Here is a 14,793-nt window from a genome sequence, read left to right as displayed (position 1 = left end):
GGCGGCGTGCGCCAGGCCGAAGTCGCGGATGATCTGGGTCATTTTCTGTGCCTGTAGGTCGTGCTGGCGCCACTTGCGCTCCAGCTGGCGGCGGATGTCGCGCTCGGCCTCGGTGTAAATCAGGTCGATGCGGACGCGGTGCTGCTGGCCGAACCGCTGAATGCGGTGGACGGCCTGGATGAAGTCGCGGAACTTGAAGCCGATGCCCAGGAATACGGCCTGGTGGCAGTGGCGTTGGAAGTTGCAGCCGGCGCCGGCGATCACGGGCTTGGCGGCCAGCTCGGGGAACTTGCCGTCGCTGAACTCGACGATCAGCTGTTCGCGCTCGTCCAGTACCTGGGAGCCGTAGACGCTGACCACATCAGGGATCGCGGCCTCGATCGCGTGGCGCTCGGCCTCGAGGTCGTGCCAGATGATCCGGTGCGCGCCGGGCTCTGCCGCGCGGATCTCCTGCAGCTTGCCGATGCGGTCCTGCAGGCTGTCGCGCTTGACCTTCCGCGTCCTGCACCCCGATGGCGGCATTGCTGAACAGGCGGCCTTGGCCATCCTTCTCCGTGCCGGCCTGGCTGTGATCGCTGGGCAGTTCGTGCCAATGCAGATCCAGTTCCGGCAGGGTGTAGCCCTCGTCGCTGAATCCAAGGTCGCTGGGCTTCTGGATGAACAGCGCCCAGCTGGCGACCCACAACCAGGATTCCTCCTCCTTGTGGGGGTGGATGGTCAACTGGTCGGCCTTCTCGCTGTTGCGCTTGAAGAAGCGGGTCTTGGCGGCGCCGACATCCATCACGCCCAGGTAGGCGGCGTAGGCCAGCAGCTCGATATAGTCGTTCGGGCTGGGCGTGGCCGTGGCAACGAACCGGTACCGGACGCCCTCGGTCTTCACGCCGGCCTTACGATCGTCGCCGGCGAACAGGCGCATGAACTCGCGGAATGTCTTGCTGCCACCGAAGCCGCGGAGGCAGTCGGCCTCGTCCAGGCTGGTGGCCACGAAGTGGCGAGGGTCCAGCTTGCCGTCGCGCACGGTCTCGTAGTTGGTCAAGTAGACGCCGGTCTCGTCGGCCTCCTCGATGCTGCGGATGAAGCGGGGCGGCTCAGCCCAGCCCAGGCGCTCCACCGCATCGCGGCGGAACTCCTGGCGCACGCCGAGGGGGATGGTGATCAGCCCGCGGCCTCCGGCGTGCTCGGCGGCCAGGCGCACGGCCTCCAACTGGATGACGGTCTTGTGCAGGCCGAAGCTGGCGAACAAGGCGCGCCGGCCGCCATCGAGCAGCCATGGCACGATCGCCTGGCAGTGCGGCTTCATGCGGGGGTTGACCAGGGCCTGGTCGACCTTGAATCCGAGAGACGGGGCGACGCAGACTTTCTTCTGCAGGAACTGTTCGTAGGCGGACATGCTTTCTCCGGCATGCAGAGAGCCCGGCCGGCAGCGGTGCTGCAGCCAGGCGATTGATAGGGGCCCGCCGGGACGGCGGTATACGGAGCAAATGAACTGGGTTCCGCCATAGCGGGCGCGCAGGTATGCTGCGGTCCCCAAAAATCAGGGATCGAGAGATGCGTGGTGTTCTAGCAGTACTTTTCGCGTTGTCATTTGCAGTGGCAGCGGGCTGCTCAGTGGGCAAGGGTGACCAGCAGTTAGGGCTGGAAGGGGGCGGCGAGCTTGGTCAGAGGACCGATGCTCAAATGGAGGCTGAATGGCTTGTGCTAGCCATGCTTGGCTCAATGCGGTGGGATTGGCAGTTCAAGATGGCCAGCGAGTTGCGCTCATGGCCATACACTCTTGGGCAGAAGCGCATTCTGACCAACGCCTCGATGAAGCCATTTAGCAAAGCGCGCTTTGTTTCTGTGCTTGCTCCGCTCTACGCAGAACGCTTCACAGCTCCACAGCTTGCCCTGCTAAGGCAGCTCTATTCGTCCGCTGGCATGTCATCGGTGGGGGGAGGCGTTGTTCCAGGCAACCCCATTGCCAGATCCATGGAGCCTGCGCTTGAAGCTGCTGGGCTAACGGAGGAGGACATTGCGGAGGTCTCCAGTACCTTCATGCTGTATTGGGAGGATCGGGCTACGGAGGCTCTGCAGGAGATCCGAGCTGCAGAGGAAGCTTTTGCTTCGGGCTCATAATTGGCGAGATCACTTTTTCCATTTATTGCAGCTAAGCTGGCGGCGCCGCTTTTCCTACGTCAACTCCTGGCAGGGCAGCTGAGGATGGCCCGCTGTTCTGCGTGGCTGCGGAAGTGTGGGGGCTGGATCATGCTGCTTTCTCCCGAAGCCTCACCTCGTACTGGTCAACGAGGATTTTGAAGCGCCACAGGTCTTCCTCCAGTGCCTCGATGTAGTCGTCATCGCGCTGGAACTCCCGCCACCAGAGCTGGCGGCCGACAGGCTCAAGGGCAGGGCAGTACATGCCGATGTGCCAGAACTTGCGTCCGGTGATCCACATGCAGCCCTGCACCTGATCCATGATGCCGCTGGCGTCGTTGTCGATGTGGAAGGCGCGGAGCTTCTCCGGAGCCAGGAAGCACTTGTACTCGCTGCCGCCGTTCTCTCCGATCAGGCCGTCGGCGCTGGCGCCGAACACGCCGTCATCGGTGGTGACGAAGCCGGCGCGATGTACCACCAGACCGGTCTGTATCTCGTGCTCCATCCTGGCGTCGGGTTCAAGCTCATGGCCGCGCTTCATCTGCCAGGTTTCAAACCCGCCATCCAGTGGGGTGCCGCTGATGCGCTCGACCGCGAGTGTGAATGCGTAGTTGTGGGCGGCTTCCGACGGCTGGCCAACTTCCTCGCCGGTCAGCGCCCTCCTGATCGCCTCAGCCTTCGCCACCGCTCGCTATTGCGGCCTACCGACTGAGGTACGCACGGTGAGCCGGGAGGCTGTGGCGCTGGCCGTCGCGCCCCACCGCATCAGCATTCAGTGCGCAGGGGCTCTGTGATGTATTGTACCCTGTTCCCCGAAGGCTGGTGGGCGCACTGCTGCCAGATCCACGACATCGACTATTCTCAACAGATCGGCCAGGCCTTGGCGGACGAGCGCCTGCAGGTGTGTGTAGCGGGTCTGGGCTGCTGACAACCCAGGACTTGCCGCAGCTGCTGCCGTTGCTTCGGTGGTGATTGGTCGGGTGATGTGGGTTGGCGTCCGGGTGTTTGGCCGCCGGTATTATCCGGAGGGCGAGGGAAGTCTGACCTCTCGTCCACGGCGAGCGGCTGCGCGAGCAATTGTTGCTCGAAGTTGTAAACCCTCGGGTTACTGATTTCAGTCGCCGGCCGAGTACCAACAGTACCTGCTGGAGCGGTGCCCGGCTTGCCGCCGGTGCCGATCGTTGACGATGGCATCGGCGACCCGGCCGAGCTGATCCTTGCTGATATTGCAATGGCCGGGAAGTACCTCGAATGCCAGCGGCATCACCACCGGAGGCTAGTTGAGGCTGTAAGGCGAGCTGTTAGCTCTGGGCGATAGACGCAAGGCAGAAGAACAGCGGCTGCCCCGCCGCGTCACAGGCCGGCTTCATGTCATAAATGCCCTGCGCGAAGCTGCCTATAGCCAGACCGAAGGCAAACGAGAAGGGGATGAAGAAGCTCAGGCGGTCCTTCGGTTTTTCGCCCCTCCCGGTCCATGCGCCAAACGCCTGCGTGAGGTAATACAGGCCATACAGCGTGACCATCGCTAGGCCGCCTACGAGGCTCAGTACGCCAATCGAAAACAGTTGCAACGTACCCATTTCATTTTCCTTTGTTGAGGGGGGGTAGAAGACTGTTCCATAGAAGCGGGGCTCAAAGCCAAAACACTGTCACCAAATTCACCTGAGGCTTTTGAAGGGGGATTGCCCAGAATGGGCGAGAAGGGGCAAAATCGTTTCCGCATCGCCGAGGTGGCCCCGCGTGGCACTAGGGATGCAGAGCATGCGCGTCGGCTGACTTGCGGAAATGATTTTTACCTAAGATACTGATGGGTAAGGGTTTTTACATCGGATTGCAAATCCGTGTACGCCGGTTCGATTCCGACCTCGGCCTCCACTATGGAAAGCCCCGCAGATTCAGGTCTGCGGGGCTTTTTTCATTGATTCGCGTGCTTCTACAATCGCAAGCCCAGCCTTCGACTCCTCAGTATGAGCATCTGCCGCGTCCACTCCCTCCCTTACCGGACCGATCCTGCCGCGTACTTTTCCAGAGTGCGCCGCGAGCCGGGCGCCGTGCTGCTGGACGCTGGCCGGCCGCAGGCGGAGCGGGGGCGTTTCGATCTGTTCAGTGCCTGGCCGCTGGCGACCTATGTATCGCAGGCCGATGAGGCGGCGCGGCCGTTCTTTCAGCGTTTGCGCGAAGGCCTGGCCCGCCTGGGGCGAGCCGAGGCGCCGGATGGTTTCGAACTGCCTTTCACAGGCGGGCTGATCGGTTATCTGGCCTATGACTTCGGTCGACGCCTCGAGCGGCTACCGGAGAATGCCGTCGATGATCTGGACCTGCCCGATGCACGCTTCGGTCTCTATGGCTGGGCGCTGGTCAGCGATCATCTGCGCCAGACCAGTCAGCTGGTGTTTCACCCGAACTTGGCGCAGGAAGAGTGCGAGCGCTTGGTGGCGCTGTTCGAGTCGGATGCAGGGCCGGTGCCCGAGCCCTTCTCGTTGCGCCAGCCATTCCGTGCCGATCTCGATGAGGGCGAGTACCGCGATGCCATCGAGCGTATCCAGGCCTATATAGAGGCGGGGGATTGCTATCAGGTGAACTTCGCCCAGCGCTTCCAGGCTCCTTGCAAAGGTGATGCATGGAGCGCCTACCGCGCGCTTCGCGCTGCCTGTCCGACGCCGTTCGCCGGCTTCCAGGCGCTGGAGGGCGGCGATGCCATTCTCAGCCTGTCGCCGGAGCGGTTCCTGCAGGTTAGTGAGGGGAGGGTGGAGACGCGACCGATCAAGGGCACCCGGCCTCGGGGTGCCACGCCCGCGGAGGATGCCGCCAATGCGGCCGAGTTGCTGGCTAGCGCCAAGGATCGCGCCGAGAACCTGATGATCGTCGACCTCTTGCGCAACGACCTGGGGCGCAGTTGCGGCACGGGATCGGTGCGGGTGCCCGAACTGTTCGCGCTCGAGAGCTATCCCAACGTACACCATCTGGTCAGTGCCGTGACCGGCGAGCTGAGCGCGGACAAGGATGCCCTGGACCTGGTCGCCGGCAGCTTCCCGGGCGGCTCCATCACTGGCGCGCCGAAGATCCGCGCGATGCAGATCATCGACGAACTGGAGTCGACCCGTCGCGCGCTCTACTGCGGTTCATTGCTCTATCTGGATGTGCGCGGCGAGCTGGACAGTTCCATCGCCATCCGCAGCCTGCTGGTCAAGGACGGCGTCGTCAGCTGCTGGGGCGGTGGCGGCATCGTGGCCGATTCGGACTGGCGCTCGGAATACCAGGAGTCCATCACCAAGGTGAAGGTCCTGCTGCAGACCCTGGAAGCGCTTTGATGTTGAGCCGGCCGCCAGCCGGCGCCATTGCGGCGACCGGCGTGAGTGGCGGTGAGGCGAGTCAGGCGCGGCGGCGGAACAGCGGCAGCGGCTGATCGGTGGAGGCCTGGTAGACCTCGGAGAAGTCCTCGAAGGCCTTGAGCGCGTCGTAGGGGTCCTTGTCCGCGCGCAGGGCGAAGGCGTCGAAGCCGACCCGCTTGTAGGAGAACAGCTGGTCGCGCAGCACATCGCCGATGGCGCGCACTTCGCCTTTGTAGCCGTAGCGGTTGCGCAGCAGGTAGGCGGTGGAGCAGTGGCGGCCGTCGGTGAAGGCGGGGAAGTTGAGGGCGATCACCTGGAAGTTGTCCAGCTGGTCGGCGATTTCCTCGATTTCCTCTCCGGCGTCCAGCCACACGCCCAGGCCGCCGTCGCGGGCCTTGAGGGCGTGAGCGTGTTCGCGCCAGAGGGCCAGCGGCACGATCAGGTCGTCGCAGTTGCTGACGCTGTCGAGCGTGGCGTCCTGGGGCAGCAGGTGCCAGGTTTCGTCCAGCACCTGGCCGTTCTTAATGATTCGCTGCATAGACGCGCTCCTTGAACGGGTCGATCCCGATACGGCGGAAGGTATCGAGGAAGGTTTCTTCTTCGGTGCGTTGCTCGACGTAGACCTTGATCAGCTTGTCGATCACGTCGGCCATCTGCTCCTGGGCAAAGGATGGGCCGAGGATCTGCGCCAGGCTGGATTCGCGACCGGCGCTGCCGCCGAGGGAGACCTGGTAGAACTCCTGGCCCTTCTTGTCCACGCCGAGGATGCCGATGTGGCCGACGTGGTGGTGGCCGCAGGCGTTCATGCAGCCGGAGATGTTCAGGTCGAGGTCGCCGATGTCGAACAGGTAGTCCAGATCGTCGAAGCGGCGCTGGATGGCCTCGGCCACCGGGATCGACTTGGCGTTGGCGAGGGAGCAGAAGTCGCCGCCGGGGCAGCAGATGATGTCGGTCAGCAGGCCCACGTTCGGCGTGGCGAAGCCCAGTTCGCGCAGCTCGCCCCACAGGGTGAACAGCTGCTGCTGCTCGACGTCGGCGAGGATGATGTTCTGGTTGTGGCTGTTGCGCACCTCGCCGAAGCTGTAGCGGTCGGCCAGGTCGGCGATGGCTTCCAGCTGCTTGTCGGTGACGTCCCCGGGGGCGACGCCGGTGGGTTTCAGCGACAGGGTCACGGCGACGTAGCCCGGCTTCTTGTGGGCGAAGGCATTGCGCTGGCGCCAGCGGGCGAAGCCCGGGTGCTGGGCGTCGAGGGCGACCAGTTCGGCATCCTGGTCGGCCAGCTCGCGGTAGGCCGGGTCGACGAAGTGGGCGGCGACGCGGGCGACTTCGGCCTCGGTGAGGGTGGTCGGACCATCCTTGAGGTGGGCGAACTCGGCCTCTACCTTCTCGGCGAAGACTTCCGGGGTCAGCGCCTTGACCAGGATCTTGATGCGCGCCTTGTACTTGTTGTCGCGACGGCCATAGCGGTTGTACACGCGCAGGATGGCGTCGAGGTAGCCGAGCAGGTGCTGCCACGGCAGGAACTCGTTGATAAAGCTGCCGACGATCGGGGTCCGGCCCAGGCCACCGCCGACGGCGACGCGGAAGCCCAGCTCGCCGGCCTCGTTCTGCACTGCTTCCAGGCCGATGTCATGCACTTCGACCGCGGCGCGGTCGCTTACGGCGCCGTTGACGGCGATCTTGAACTTGCGCGGCAGGTGGGTGAATTCGGGGTGGAAGGTGGACCACTGGCGGATGATCTCGCACCAGGGGCGCGGGTCGACGATCTCGTCCTTGGCCACGCCGGCGAACTGGTCGGTGGTGGTGTTGCGGATGCAGTTGCCGCTGGTCTGGATCGCGTGCATCTGCACGGTGGCCAGCTCCGCCAGGATCTCCGGCACGTCCTCCAGCTCCGGCCAGTTGAACTGCACGTTCTGGCGGGTGCTGATGTGGGCGTAGCCCTTGTCGTAGTCGCGAGCGATCTGCGCCAGCTTGCGCACCTGGGTGGAGTTCAGCAGGCCGTACGGCACGGCGATGCGCAGCATCGGCGCGTAGCGCTGGATATAGAGGCCGTTCTGCAGGCGCAGCGGGCGGAACTCCTCGCCGGAAAGCTCACCGGCCAGGTAGCGGTGGGTCTGGTCGCGGAACTGCTTGACGCGGTCCTCGACGATCCGCTGATCGTAGTCGTCGTATACGTACATAGGTGTCCTGTGGAGGTCAGGCTACTGCTTCATCAGGCAGCGATGGTTTTTTCTCGCGCGCACGGTAAACGCGCTCTTTATTCAGGCTGGGGAAGATACCAGTTCGTAAATATGGGAAAAAGTGAAGTTTCCATATAAGTACATAGCTAAATTAGATAAGCGAATCGGCTTGAGGCGACGGCGAGCCTGGTCTTAACTGTGGTGACACCCAATAACCACAAGAAAGGTGTAGCCATGACCAAGCATTCAGTCTCTGATGACAAGGACAGCGTCGTAGACGCCTGGGCGATACTCGCGCTGATCGTGCTGGTGGTGAGTACCGCCGTGTTCTGGGTCAGCCACCAGTAATCCCGTCGACAAGCCGGAGCCTGCGTCGAGAGCCAGGCGTTGCTTCCGGCTGCCTGCCCGCGCGGATCGACGAGACCCCTGATCGACAGTGGCGCTGTATACTCCGCCGCCTACTGCCGAATCCGGATTCACGAATTGTCGTTCCGTATTTTCCTGTGCCTCTGTTTCAGCGCCTTCTGCGCCCCGGTGCAGGCCACCTCCGTGGTCTTCTTCAACCCCGGCTATTCCAGCGAAAGCTTCTGGGTCGACTACAGCCGCTACATGCAGGATGCGGCTGGCGACCTGGGCATGGAGCTGGAGGTGCTCTACGGCGAGCGCGACAACGAGACGGTCCTGCGCAACGCCCGTGCCCTGCTCGAACGCAAGCGCAAGCCCGATTACCTGCTGTTTTCCAACGAGCAGTATCTCGGCCCGGAGATTCTCCGCCTGCTGGCCGACAGCGGCATTCGCCTGTTCACCCTGCACAGCACGCTCACCGTGGAGCAGCAGCGGCTGGCCGGCGGTAGCCGGGAGAAGTACGCCAACTGGATCGGCAGTCTGGTCGCCAACGACGAGGAGGCCGGCTACTTGATGGCGCGTGATCTGCTCAAGGGCGCGCGTGAGGGAAGCGAACTGGTGGCTTTCTCCGGGGTGAAGAACACGCCTTCCGCCACCCTGAGGGAAGAGGGATTGCACCGCGCCCTGGCGGAGCGGCCCCAGGTGCGCCTGCGCCAGCTGCTCTACGGCGAGTGGAGCCGGCAGCGCGCCTACGAGCAGGCCGGGGCTCTGTTGCCCCGCTATCCGAATGTGGCCCTGGTCTGGTCGGCCAATGACGAGATGGCCTTCGGTGCCATGCAGGCGGCGGAAGAGCAGGGCAGGCATCTCGCCTACACGGCGCTGAACAATTCCGAACGCGCGCTGCGGGCACGCATGGACGGCAGGATCGGCACGCTCGCCACCGGCCATTTCATTCTCGGTGGCTGCGCGCTGGTGATGCTGCACGATCACGCCGCCGGGCTGGACTTCGCCGAGCGCGGTGGCAAGGACCAGATGGCCCGCCTGCTGCGCCTGGTCGATGCGGGGCAGGCGAAGAAACTCCTGAAGCGGATCGGCAGTGCCGACCTGGGTCTGGACTTCCGCCGTTTCAGCGCCACCCGCAATCGGGCCATGAATGCCTATTCCTGCTCGATCGACAGCCTGTTGCGCTGAGCCTCAGACCCCGGCCAGGTGCAGCACCAGCCTGACCAGCGCGAACAGCAGCAGCACGAACACCGAAGTGAACAGCACGCCGAGCAGGATGAAGTGGATCGGCTTGCCGCGCTCGAAGTCGCGCGCCCGGTTCTTGCCGCTCTGTACGCCGATGGCGGCGGCCAGCACGCTCTGCAGCATCTCGCGGAAGGTCAGCGGCTTGTTGTTGTCGTCGTTCTGTTGGTCCATCGGACACCTCCTGGGCTCAGCTTAGCCCAGGCGGTGGGATTTACAGCTCCGCGTCCAGTGCCTCTACCCGTTTGCGCTCCAGCGCGTCGAAACGGCTCGCCTGCAACTCGGCGACGGCCGCCTGCAGGTCGGTGTCGCTGAGCCCCGCGGCGCGCAGGCGGTTGCGCTCGGCGGCGTAGTCGACCAGGCGCTGCCGCCAGGCGGCCTGCTGGCGGTCCAGTTCGGCCAGGGCGTCTGCGGCCTCGCTGCCCAGTTCCTGTTCGCGCAGCTGGCGGATTTCCTCGGCGCTGGCGCCTCGCGCCTGCATGGCCTGGGTCGCGGCATAGAGGTCGCCATGGCGGGTGCTGGCCGCCCGGGTCTCGCGAACTTCATTGGGCAATTGCTGTTCCAGTTCGGTGATGGCCTGGTGGCGCTGCTCCTCGCTGAGGTCCTTCTGCTGGCCCAGCGCCAGGCGCTGCACCGCGTATTCGTCCTCGGCGTTTTCGCGGGCGAAGAACACGGCGTATTCCTCGGCACTGAAATACTGCTGGCGCGTGGCGTTGAGCGCGTCCAGGCGCTGGCGCAGAGCGTCGGCATCCAGGGCGATGCCGGCCTCGGGCAGGTTCTGCAGGGCGATGCGGTAATCCACGTAGCGGCTCAGCAGGTCGCGCGCCTGGTTCAGGGCGTTGCCTTTCAGCTGGGCGGCCAGGTCCCGGTGTATGCGGGTCAGTACCTTGTCCAGGCCTTCTTCCTCGCGGCCGGCCAGGTAGAAGTCGAACAGGTGCAGCAGGTCGGACTGCAGCACCAGGTTGCCCTGCGCATCCATGCCGAGGATCACGCCATGGCTGGCGCCTTGCAGGGAGGGTGGCAGCGGGCCCGGATCGGCCAGGGCGGCGGCCTGAGTCTTGCGCAACTGGTGGTTGAGGGCGCTGGCCTGGCGGCTGCGCTCGTCGTTCGCGGGCATGGCGGCCGGCGAAGGGGATTCGGCTTGGATGGGGGTAGCGGGCTGCGGGCGATACAGCAGCAAGGTGCTGCCGACCACCGTCGCGCCGACGGCCAGGGCGGCCAGGATGATTCTGCTGGACATCGAGCACTCCTCGCGGCGGGCATGGCGCAGTGCCTGGCCATGCCCGCGCGGCTTACAGACCGAGGTTCTTCAGACGGTTGGCCTGGTTCTGGTAGAGGGTCTTCGGGTTGGTTTCGAACAGCGACACCAGACCCAGCACCTGGTTGTTGATGTCCAGGTGGTTCATCGTGTAGTTGTCCTTGAGCACCTTGCCGAAGTGGCTGGAGCAGCGGCCGGTGACGCCGTCGTTGGCTTCGCTGAAGGCCAGCGAGGTGACGGCGAACAGCGGGTCGGAGAGGTCGAACACGTTGGTCAGGGGCGCGGTGCCACTCAGCGAGTACAGGCGGATGCTGTTGCCGTTGAGGGTGACCGTCTCCGGGCCTTCACCGCAGGCGCTGGTCGGCACGCCAACCGGGTAGCGCTGGTTGTTGGCGGTGGCGCCGGGCTTGTTGAACTCGGCGAGCATGGCGCGCACGTCCGACGGGCTCTTGCGGTTGTTGGACAGCAGGTTGACCAGGTTGCCCACGGCGTTGGTGAACACGTCGAAGGCGACGCCCTTCAGGCTGCCGGTCGGTGCGACGCCGGTGACCAGGTCGGCCAGCGGCGAGCCCTTGTGCGGCGAGTTCAGGGTGGTCACCGAGGCCACCAGGTCGGGGCGGGTGTTCATCACATAGCGTGCGGTGATGCCGCCCTGGCTATGGCCGATCAGATTGAACTTCTTGACGCTGCCGCCCGAGCTGGCGCGGATCTGCTCGAGCTGGGCGATCAGCGATTCGCCGCGCTTGGCCGAGCTGTCGAAGGCGTTGATCTTCGGCACGTGGACCTTGGCGCCCTGGCTCTGCAGGGCGCTGGGGATCTGGTGCCAATAGTCGACGCTGGCGATGGTGTCGAAGGCGAAGATGCCTGGGACGAGGACGATGGGGTTCTTGGTCTGCGACTGGGTGTTGGCCTGCGCAGGGAGGGTGGCGCACAGGCCGAGAGTGGCCAGCGCCGGGATCAGCAGCTTCTTCATGGGGGTACCTGTGTGTTCGTTTTTGTTTTTGTGGCTCCGCACACAGCAGCGGAGGTGGCGGCCATGAAAACACTCGCGCACAGGGTCGGCTTGTAAGAACTGATGAAATCGCCCGGGCGGCACGCGAATTATTGCGACGCCGTTGGCAGATGGACTTTCATCGCCGGCGCGCCTGTGGTAACCCTGCCGCCCACAAAAACAAGAACAGGGCGAGAGACGTCCATGCCTCCGAGCGATGCCCCGGTCCTGCTCTACCTGTGGGACAAGCGCACCTTCTACCTCAGTGCCTTCGACGAGCCGCTGCGCCTGTCGCAGGCCGCCGCCATGCTGCTGGTCGCCCTCGACGGCGAGCTGGCGATCCATTGCCGCGACAACGAACTGGCCTGCCGCAGTGCCCTGCTGCCCGCGGGCCTGGACCTGGTCGTGGACAGCCGTGGCTCGCGGGTGGCGATCATCTACCTGGATGTGTTCGGCGAGGACCACGCCCTGCTGCTGCCACGCATGGAGAGCCGCCACGGGCCGGTGCACTTCGCCCTGGGCGAAGAGGCGGCCTGCATCGCCGACTTCGACGACCTGCACCGGCGTATCGCGTCGCCCCCGGAGGCCTACGACTGGCTGGAGCGGCTGATCAACCCACAGCAGCGGCCGCCGCCCGGCTTCGCCTGCGACCCGCGCATCGTCCGGGCTGTGCAGCTGATCAAGGCCGACGTGGCGTGCAACCAGTCCATCGAGTTCCTCGCCGAGCAGGTGGGGCTGTCGGTGCCGCGCCTGACCCAGCTGTTCCGGCAGAAGATCGGCATTCCCATCCGCCGCTACCGCCAGTGGCACCGGCTGTTCGTCACCAGCGTCGGCGTGGCCCGCGGCATGAACCTGACCGATGCGGCGATGGCCGCCGGCTTCACCGACTCGGCGCATTTCAGCCACACCTTCCGCACCATCATCGGCATGAGTCCCTCGGCGGCGCTGGCCCAGCCGCGCGGCATCCGCCTGTTCGCCGGCTGAGGAATCGGGCAAGCTGCGCGGGTCCCCAGCCCGCCGAACCGCCATGCACGACAGCGACTTTCCCGACGACGCCGCGCAGACCGAGCGCACCCGCGAGACCATCCTGCGCTACCACCTGAGCTGGAAGCACCGCGACCTTGAGGCGGTGCTGGCGCTGTACCACCCGGACATCGAGTACAACGACTTCTTCCAGCAGCGCACCATGCGCCTGGGCGACCTGCGCGAGTATGTCGGCAACAACCTGCCGCGGCGCCCTGGCGAGCTGCTGGAGCACCTCGACCGCATCCGCATCGACGGTCACACCGCTTTCATCCAGTACCGCACCCGTGTGCTGGGCGGCGAGGGGCTGGTGTCGTTCCGTACCGGCGAGGCGATCACCGTGCGCGACGGGCTGATCTGGCGGATCAACGAGTACGCCACCCTGGTGCGCGAGGCCCGCTGCGGCGGCGAAGGCGCCCTGGCGCGTCCGGCGACCAGCCGCCTGGGCCTGTCCGCGCGTCAGCTTGGCCTGCTGGCCCAGGACCTGCAGGACTACTTCCAGCGCCACAAGCCGTTCCTCGACCCCGAACTGGACCTGCAGCAGGTCGCCGCCGCCACCGGCTACAGCCGCAACCAGATTTCCCACCTGCTCAACCAGGTGCTGGGCCAGAGCTTCTACCGCTACGTCAACCAGGCCCGCTTGCAGCACCTGCTCGATGGCCTGGAGGCGGGCAGCGACCCGGGCCGGGTGGACGACCTGGCCTTCGCCGCCGGCTTCAACTCGCTGTCGGCCTTCTACAAGTGCTTCCGCGAGCGCCTGGGCATGACGCCCCGGGCCTATCTCCGGCAAATTTCCTCGCGGGCCCGCACGCAAGACAAGTCCTGAGCCGGCTGACTAGTCTCTGTCGATCAACCGACGATGGAGACCCCGATGAGCCCGTGGCGCGATATCAGCCTGTGGATGGACCAGCTCGACGAGCCCCTGGCGGCGCGGCCGAGCCTGCAGGCCGACCTGCGTGCCGACGTGGTGATCGTCGGCGCCGGCTACACCGGCCTGTGGACGGCCTACTACCTCAAGCGCCAGGCGCCGCAGCTGCGCGTCGTCGTGCTCGAGGCGGAGATCGCCGGCTTCGGCGCCTCCGGGCGCAACGGCGGCTGGCTGATGGGCAACATCCTCGGCGAGGATCGCCTGCTGGCCTGCTTGCCGGCCGAGGCGCGACGGGCGGCCTTCGACCTGCTGCACGGCATTCCCGACGAAGTGGCGGACGTCACCGCGCGCGAAGGCATCGCCTGCGACCTGCGCAAGGGCGGCGTGCTCTACTGCGCCGCGCGCTACCCCGAACAGCTGAGTGGCCTGCAGGAGCACCTGCGGCACTTGCGTGGCCTGGGGTTGGGCGAGGACGACTACCGCTGGCTGGAGCCGGCGGAGCTGGCCGAGCAACTGCGTGTGGCCAATCCCTATGGCGCGCTGTACAGCCCGCACTGTGCCACGCTCCAGCCGGCCAGACTGGCCCGCGGGCTGGCTCGCTGCGTGGAGGCCATGGGCGTCGAGCTGTACGAGCAGAGCCGGGTGATCGACTGGCAGCGCGGCCTGGTGCGTACCGCCAGCGGCAGCGTGCAGGCCGACTGGGTGGTGCCGGCCGTGGAGGGCTACGCCGCCAGCCTGCCGCCACTGGGCCGGCACCAGTTGCCGGTGCAGAGCCTGATCGTCGCCACCGAGCCGCTGTCGGCCTCCGTCTGGGCCGAGATCGGTCTGGAGCGCGGTCAGGCCTTCAGCGAGGCCAGTCGCCAGGTCACCTACGGCCAGCGCAGCGCCGACGACCGCCTGGTGTTCGGCGCCCGCGGCGGCTACCGCTTCGGCGGCCGCCTGCGCAGCGATTTCAACCTGACCGAGGACGAGCGCGAGCTGCGCCGCTACCTGCTGGGCGAGCTGTTCCCGCAGCTGCGCGACGTGCGCCTGACCCACGCCTGGGGCGGCAACCTGGGCATGGCCCGGCGCTTCCAGCCGCACATGCTGCGCGATCCGCGCAACGGCATCGCCCTGTCCGGCGGCTACGGCGGGGAGGGCGTGGGCGCCAGCAACCTGGGCGGCCGCACCCTGGCCGCGCTGATCCTCGGCCAGGACAACGAGCTGACCCGCCAGCCCTGGGTCCACGCCGATTCCGGCCTGGAACGCCTGCCCGGCTGGGAGCCGGAGCCGTGCCGCTGGCTGGGCTACAACGCCATCATCCGCAGCTTCGTCCACGAGGACCGGGTGCTGGCCGATCCCCACAGCGCCCCCTGGCGCCGCCGCCTGGCCCTGGGCGTGGCGGGCTTGATGGAGGGCTTCATGAAATGACCACGGAG

General features: G+C 65.8%; 15 protein-coding genes. 7 read left to right on the top strand and 8 right to left on the bottom strand.

All coding sequences use genetic code 11. From position 1 onward, the window contains the following. Positions 1–361 precede the first annotated feature (361 nt). Positions 362–1,390 (bottom strand): hypothetical protein, encoded by a 1,029-nt coding sequence (locus N7640_RS17945; RefSeq protein WP_279905097.1) that lies wholly within the window; start codon positions 1,388–1,390, stop codon positions 362–364. A 158-nt stretch (positions 1,391–1,548) separates the two neighbouring features. On the opposite strand from N7640_RS17945, the gene N7640_RS17940 reads away from it, so the two are divergent. Continuing rightward, positions 1,549–2,115, top strand: a complete 567-nt coding sequence (locus tag N7640_RS17940) for a hypothetical protein (RefSeq protein ID WP_279905098.1) — start codon at positions 1,549–1,551, stop codon at positions 2,113–2,115. A 127-nt stretch (positions 2,116–2,242) separates the two neighbouring features. On the opposite strand, the gene N7640_RS17935 is transcribed toward N7640_RS17940, so the two are convergent. Next, positions 2,243–2,818 (bottom strand): YqaJ viral recombinase family protein, encoded by a 576-nt coding sequence (locus N7640_RS17935; protein ID WP_279905099.1) that lies wholly within the window; start codon positions 2,816–2,818, stop codon positions 2,243–2,245. Between the two features lie 108 nt (positions 2,819–2,926). Between N7640_RS17935 and N7640_RS17930 the strand changes: the two genes are divergently transcribed. Then, on the top strand, positions 2,927–3,061 hold the full coding sequence (locus N7640_RS17930) for a hypothetical protein (protein WP_279905100.1): 135 nt from the start codon (positions 2,927–2,929) through the stop codon (positions 3,059–3,061). A 373-nt stretch (positions 3,062–3,434) separates the two neighbouring features. Here the strand turns inward: N7640_RS17930 and N7640_RS17925 are convergent, their stop codons facing one another. Next, complete coding sequence (locus N7640_RS17925) at positions 3,435–3,713, bottom strand: hypothetical protein (RefSeq protein WP_220814873.1); 279 nt, start codon at positions 3,711–3,713, stop codon at positions 3,435–3,437. A 387-nt stretch (positions 3,714–4,100) separates the two neighbouring features. Here N7640_RS17925 and pabB point away from each other — a divergent pair, with 387 nt between their 5' ends. Then, entirely contained in the window at positions 4,101–5,444 is a 1,344-nt protein-coding gene (gene pabB, locus N7640_RS17920) for an aminodeoxychorismate synthase component I (RefSeq protein ID WP_279905101.1), read from the top strand. Between the two features lie 61 nt (positions 5,445–5,505). Here pabB and N7640_RS17915 read toward each other — a convergent pair whose 3' ends face one another. Continuing rightward, complete coding sequence (locus tag N7640_RS17915) at positions 5,506–6,003, bottom strand: DUF934 domain-containing protein (RefSeq protein WP_279905102.1); 498 nt, start codon at positions 6,001–6,003, stop codon at positions 5,506–5,508. Continuing rightward, entirely contained in the window at positions 5,987–7,645 is a 1,659-nt protein-coding gene (locus N7640_RS17910) for a nitrite/sulfite reductase (protein WP_279905103.1), read from the bottom strand. The genes N7640_RS17915 and N7640_RS17910 overlap by 17 nt, the downstream gene beginning before the upstream one ends. 483 nt (positions 7,646–8,128) lie before the next feature. On the opposite strand from N7640_RS17910, the gene N7640_RS17905 reads away from it, so the two are divergent. Beyond that, complete coding sequence (locus tag N7640_RS17905) at positions 8,129–9,181, top strand: ABC transporter substrate-binding protein (RefSeq protein ID WP_279905104.1); 1,053 nt, start codon at positions 8,129–8,131, stop codon at positions 9,179–9,181. A gap of 3 nt (positions 9,182–9,184) precedes the next feature. Here the strand turns inward: N7640_RS17905 and N7640_RS17900 are convergent, their stop codons facing one another. The 3 genes from N7640_RS17900 to N7640_RS17890 are packed head-to-tail and all read right to left on the bottom strand — an operon-like array spanning position 9,185 to position 11,466. Further along, entirely contained in the window at positions 9,185–9,409 is a 225-nt protein-coding gene (locus N7640_RS17900) for a DUF2970 domain-containing protein (RefSeq protein WP_220814869.1), read from the bottom strand. A 40-nt stretch (positions 9,410–9,449) separates the two neighbouring features. Next, positions 9,450–10,475, bottom strand: coding sequence for a lipase secretion chaperone (locus tag N7640_RS17895; RefSeq protein WP_279905105.1), 1,026 nt, complete (start codon positions 10,473–10,475; stop codon positions 9,450–9,452). Positions 10,476–10,527: 52 nt separating this feature from the next. Beyond that, on the bottom strand, positions 10,528–11,466 hold the full coding sequence (locus tag N7640_RS17890; protein WP_279905106.1) for a triacylglycerol lipase: 939 nt from the start codon (positions 11,464–11,466) through the stop codon (positions 10,528–10,530). Between the two features lie 222 nt (positions 11,467–11,688). Between N7640_RS17890 and N7640_RS17885 the strand changes: the two genes are divergently transcribed. From N7640_RS17885 to N7640_RS17875, 3 genes are read left to right on the top strand one after another with little or no spacing between them, the layout of a single operon-like run. Continuing rightward, a complete protein-coding gene (locus N7640_RS17885; RefSeq protein WP_279905107.1) occupies positions 11,689–12,468 on the top strand; it encodes an AraC family transcriptional regulator in 780 nt (259 codons plus the stop codon). A gap of 43 nt (positions 12,469–12,511) precedes the next feature. After that, positions 12,512–13,333 carry a helix-turn-helix domain-containing protein gene (locus tag N7640_RS17880; protein ID WP_279905108.1) on the top strand — a complete coding sequence of 274 codons (822 nt, stop codon included), beginning with the start codon at positions 12,512–12,514 and terminating at the stop codon, positions 13,331–13,333. 45 nt (positions 13,334–13,378) lie between these two features. Next, positions 13,379–14,785, top strand: coding sequence for an FAD-binding oxidoreductase (locus N7640_RS17875; RefSeq protein ID WP_279905109.1), 1,407 nt, complete (start codon positions 13,379–13,381; stop codon positions 14,783–14,785). Positions 14,786–14,793 lie beyond the last annotated feature (8 nt).

Origin of the sequence: Pseudomonas sp. GD04015 (assembly GCF_029837675.1) — a bacterium.
Lineage (GTDB): Bacteria > Pseudomonadota > Gammaproteobacteria > Pseudomonadales > Pseudomonadaceae > Aquipseudomonas > Aquipseudomonas paralcaligenes.
The sequence above is the reverse complement of the archived record's forward strand: the minus strand, read 5'-3'. Positions and strand labels throughout refer to the sequence as shown.